The organism is Thalassospira sp. MCCC 1A01428 (assembly GCF_002115825.1).
Classification (GTDB): Bacteria; Pseudomonadota; Alphaproteobacteria; order Rhodospirillales; family Thalassospiraceae; genus Thalassospira.
In genome coordinates this window covers 1-4,231 of the sequence record NZ_JFJZ01000100.1, presented here as the reverse complement: position 1 = coordinate 4,231, position 4,231 = coordinate 1, and the positions used below count along the sequence as shown (strand labels likewise).

General features: G+C 48.4%; 3 protein-coding genes. All 3 read right to left on the bottom strand.

Annotated elements, in window-relative coordinates:
- Window positions 1-38: 38 nt before the first annotated feature.
- The 3 genes from THS27_RS25790 to THS27_RS26790 are packed head-to-tail and all read right to left on the bottom strand — an operon-like array spanning window position 39 to window position 3,872.
- Window positions 39-1,082 (bottom strand): HlyD family secretion protein, encoded by a 1,044-nt coding sequence (locus tag THS27_RS25790; RefSeq protein ID WP_139835759.1) that lies wholly within the window; start codon window positions 1,080-1,082, stop codon window positions 39-41.
- The gene (locus tag THS27_RS25785; RefSeq protein ID WP_256376841.1) at window positions 1,079-2,311 is read right to left on the bottom strand and encodes a glycosyltransferase; all 1,233 of its coding nucleotides are present in this window, start codon (window positions 2,309-2,311) and stop codon (window positions 1,079-1,081) included. Before THS27_RS25785 ends, THS27_RS25790 begins: the two co-directional genes overlap by 4 nt.
- A gap of 46 nt (window positions 2,312-2,357) precedes the next feature.
- Window positions 2,358-3,872 (bottom strand): hypothetical protein, encoded by a 1,515-nt coding sequence (locus THS27_RS26790; RefSeq protein ID WP_139835758.1) that lies wholly within the window; start codon window positions 3,870-3,872, stop codon window positions 2,358-2,360.
- Window positions 3,873-4,231: the final 359 nt, after the last annotated feature.

The following is a 4,231-nucleotide window of genomic DNA, read 5'->3' as shown; positions in this document are numbered from 1 at the left end:
GTTTCGCAAGTTACAGGGCATTACGATTTAAGCATTCCTCAGGTCGTAATCGCCCATTCAAATAACCTGTGAACATATGAAAACAGCCCTCCGCCAATATCAATTTTAGCAAATAACGGAGGAAGTGTTGCTTTTGGATCTATGTCGATTTCAGCAATCTGGGCGCGATCTGTTGGTTGAAATGAACGCTGGAACTCCGGGGGCAATTTTTCAGACAGTGGTAACAGCGTCTTCACCGTTCCCGAAAGAGTGCGAGTGCCATAATGCAAGGACACATGCTCGCCCGGTATAACATCGTATAAAGACCCATTCTCAAAATAGGCCAACACATAGGGTCGCCCGGCAGCAATGCTCATCACGGGATCCCCGGGCCGCACAACACCGCTGGCAACCCCGTCTACGTCGGTCACAATTCCGCTTGCCGGGGCACGCAACCGCCCATCATCATAGTTTTTTATGAATTTCTTAAGCAGCAACTGTCGCCGGTTCAGTTGCTGATAATTCGCCTTTAGCTCCGCCTGAAGCGTTAAAATATCGGCATGGAGATTGCCGCTGGCAGCCCGTGCATCATATTCCCGCTCATAAGCAGTATTAAGCGATGCCCCTGTCGAAATACCTTTTTCAAGACCGGTTTCCAGACGTTTTCGAAATTTCGTCGCGGCGGCGACTTGCAAGGTTGCCAGATCGACCAGCTCGCGTTTGGCCTGCAATTGACTGGTTAACCTTTCGCGTTCTGCCTGCTGGCGTTCTACATCATAGCGGATTTCGGCAATTTCCTGCTCAAACTGTTTGGAATGAACATTCGCAACAACATCGCCCTTCGCAACCCTTTGCCCTTCTTGCACAGTAATATTTTGAACAGTCCCGATATACTCGCTTGAAATTTCATATGGGCGGGCTGCAATCAGACCATCTCCCCGCAAGAAGAAAAATTCGCCGAAAAAAACATCAAAAACCCAAAGCCCGACAATCAGTAGCAAGCTAATGTAGATCCAGCGACCCAGATTGCGCCTCCCCTTCGGGTTTTGGGCACGCGGCTCGTTAATCAAACGCACGGTAGAAGTTCTTTTTCGTAATCTCATAAATCATCACCTGCACGCCGGGCAGCCTGACGGACGCGGCGTGGAACATAGTTATCATCAAAGGAATGGCGAAAAATAAGCTCATCAAAGCAGGCATACAAACGAACAGCCCGCAAAAAAACAGAGTTGAACAACCCGTATCCGAAAACGTAAATCCAGAAACGCCCCATTCCCTTACGTGGCGATGCCAGCAGTGCAAGCGCATAACCTGCAACACCGAATGCGCTATAGGCAATCAGATTAACTGTCGCAATGATCCAGCCAAAAGCACCATAAACCTCGACCAGCCACACCAGATAAATCACAAAAGAAAAAGACAAAAACGCCTGAAAGAACAGAATATCGATGGTTCCCAACGCGTTGGTGATGTGAAAAGCATCATCTCCAGGCTTCATAAAGACCCGAAACCGTCGCCAGCGCATACGTATCAGTGATCTATCCCACCGCAACCGCTGCCGCGCCAGTTGTGAAAAGGTCTCTGGCGCATCGGTTAGCCCCCAGGAATTTCGCGCGAACCGGACTTTCCAGCCTGCCCTGCGAATTTTATTGGTCAATTCCGCATCTTCTCCGGGGCCAACAGACCAACCGCCGCATTGAACAAGGGCCTTACGTCGAAACGCTCCAAATGCGCCCGAAACAATAAAGAGAATTCCCAACATATCTGACACCTGGCGACCAAGCCCGATGGATATCTGATATTGAATAGCCTGCCAAATCGTGGCTAGCGAATGATCCGGATTGCGCAAACCGAGGTTCCCCGCCACAGCCCCTACCGATGGATCGGAAAATGGCATTATCAACCGCTCAAAGGCGTCGCAATCATATGTGGTATCTGCATCAGCAATAATAATCAGATCACCCGTGCAACGTGTTAAACCGAGATTGGCTGCAGAGGACTTTCCTCCCCGTACACCTGCACTGCGAACCACATCAACGAGGCCGGCTTTTTGTAACCGTCGTGCGACCGTAAGCGTGTTATCAATTGATCCGTCATCGACAACCACAATCTGATCCGGGGGGCAGGTTTGTTCGCGCATGGACATGATCGAACGTTCCAGGTTCGCGGCTTCATTATGACCTGGCAACAATACAGACACAGATGGTTGAAGGAACGGTCGTGCCGGTAATGCTCCTCGGGAACGCACCTGCTGGTAGACAGAAACAATACTTACCGTAAGCGCTGCCAATACAAACCTTGGCAATTCCAGTAGAAAAAAATGCCAAAACATAATCACAAAAGCAGGGAAACTTAATGACAGCAGGTAATTAAAACCATCATAGAGCATCCTGAATCCTTCTCAGAATGTCTTCGGTTTCCATGCCGGACCAATCCTGATATCGACAAGAAATTTTACGTATCATTGACTGGTTTAGCCCCTTTACTACCCGTTCTTCGATCCGCCCCAATTGTTCAGGCGACGTTTCAGGCAGTGCAATAACGACAAGATCACCGGCCACAAAAAGGAAATCGGAATCACGGAGGGTTTCGCGTAACAAAGTTACAACAGTTTCACGGGTTGCATCGCCCAATGGCACTTCAGGAGCATCTTCGGACGCGGAATTCGCATGCTTACCAGCCTCATCTGATCGCGGGGTTTTTTGTTTTCCGGAAATGGAATTATGCGCTGCCCCAAGGGTGAAACGCACCATTGCGGCGACCTTCGATCCCTGTTGACCGGTTTGCGTGCCCTCAGTCGTTTCTTTTTCAACCGGGTCAAGGAACATAAACTGCAAGGCGCACACGCTACACGGGCGACCGTAACGTTTTTCAGTCTTTATCCGGTTTTCAAGTAAAGCACTAAATGTGGCAAAACTTTTTACCTGCTCAATGCCATCGAACCAGTCTTCGATACCTCGCACTGGCAATTTACCGCCGCGTACGGCGTCCTCGCCAGCTGGTGTCAGTTGATACTGATACCAGTTTTTACAGTTGGCGCCATCGGCGCTGGTTAAAGCACCACAATCGAGGCATTCAAATCGAACTGGCGGGTCTTCACTTGGCGTATGGCATGATGAACAAACAACGACAGTTCCTGGCTTGTCATAATCAACACCAAAATGCCTCAAAGCCTCTCCACATGAGGGACAAATCATGTGCCCGTCAGCCCTGCGAATAAATGATGATTGCACTGCCTGATGCCCGCAGGCGAAATGGTGCACAACATCCTGGTCCCTCAAATCAGTTGAACCACATGCAGCACAGGTTTCTGATACATTTATTCTCGCCGAGTGACATTGGCTGCAAAGATAGGTACGTCGCCAATATTGTCGGGTTAATAAACCGCGACGGGCCAGATCGTTAAATATATCATCTCGCGCTAATTCGGGGCGCAAACGGGGATACGAGACCAATGACTTTCGATATGCGTCCCACGCAGGCTCTGCTGCTATATTGCGGCTAAATAAGAAGCCAAGGACAAGCAAAGCATCATGTTCATCATGATGCCCCGGCGCAGAGCATAATAGGCTACGGCCCAATATTTTACGTGCTTTGGCAACGCCAGAAGCAATGCTTTTATCGTTTATACCCTCTTCTGTTCCATCTGCAAAAGGAGGTCCTCCGGGACCAAACCATATTATCGGTGCTAGTCGGTTGCTGTGATGAAACAACTCCCCGAAAGTACCAAGTTTGTCAAATTCAGAATAATTACCTTCACAAAAAACCACATCAAACGCCATTCCCGGCGTCACCAGTACAAACTGATCGGACATTTCCTGCGCCTGAAACGAACCGAGCGGCAAAATTCGCAATCTGGAATCTGACGTCAAATTTTCTTCTGCGTTATTCATCCCAACCAACTTTTAAACTTATTTTATTATCTCATTTATGAAAGAAAATTTACGTACTCTTATCTTACGGATACCTGTTTCAACCGGTTCATAATCAGAAATTGCGGGATCTTCCGGGCAAAACATAACCCTCTTAAGTTAAAGACATTTCCTACATGAACTACTCTGCCGCTTGTCGTAAAACATTAACTAATAATAATATAAATTGATACTGACGTACCTACTCCGCAAAACAATACGCACAGAGCACACATTTGTTCCGTAGCAAGCTTTGTTCACCAGAATGGCGATTTGCTGACAAACACGACAAACGCCTGCCCCCGCAGGCCGACCGGATTGACAAATTGCTTTCTGGCAAA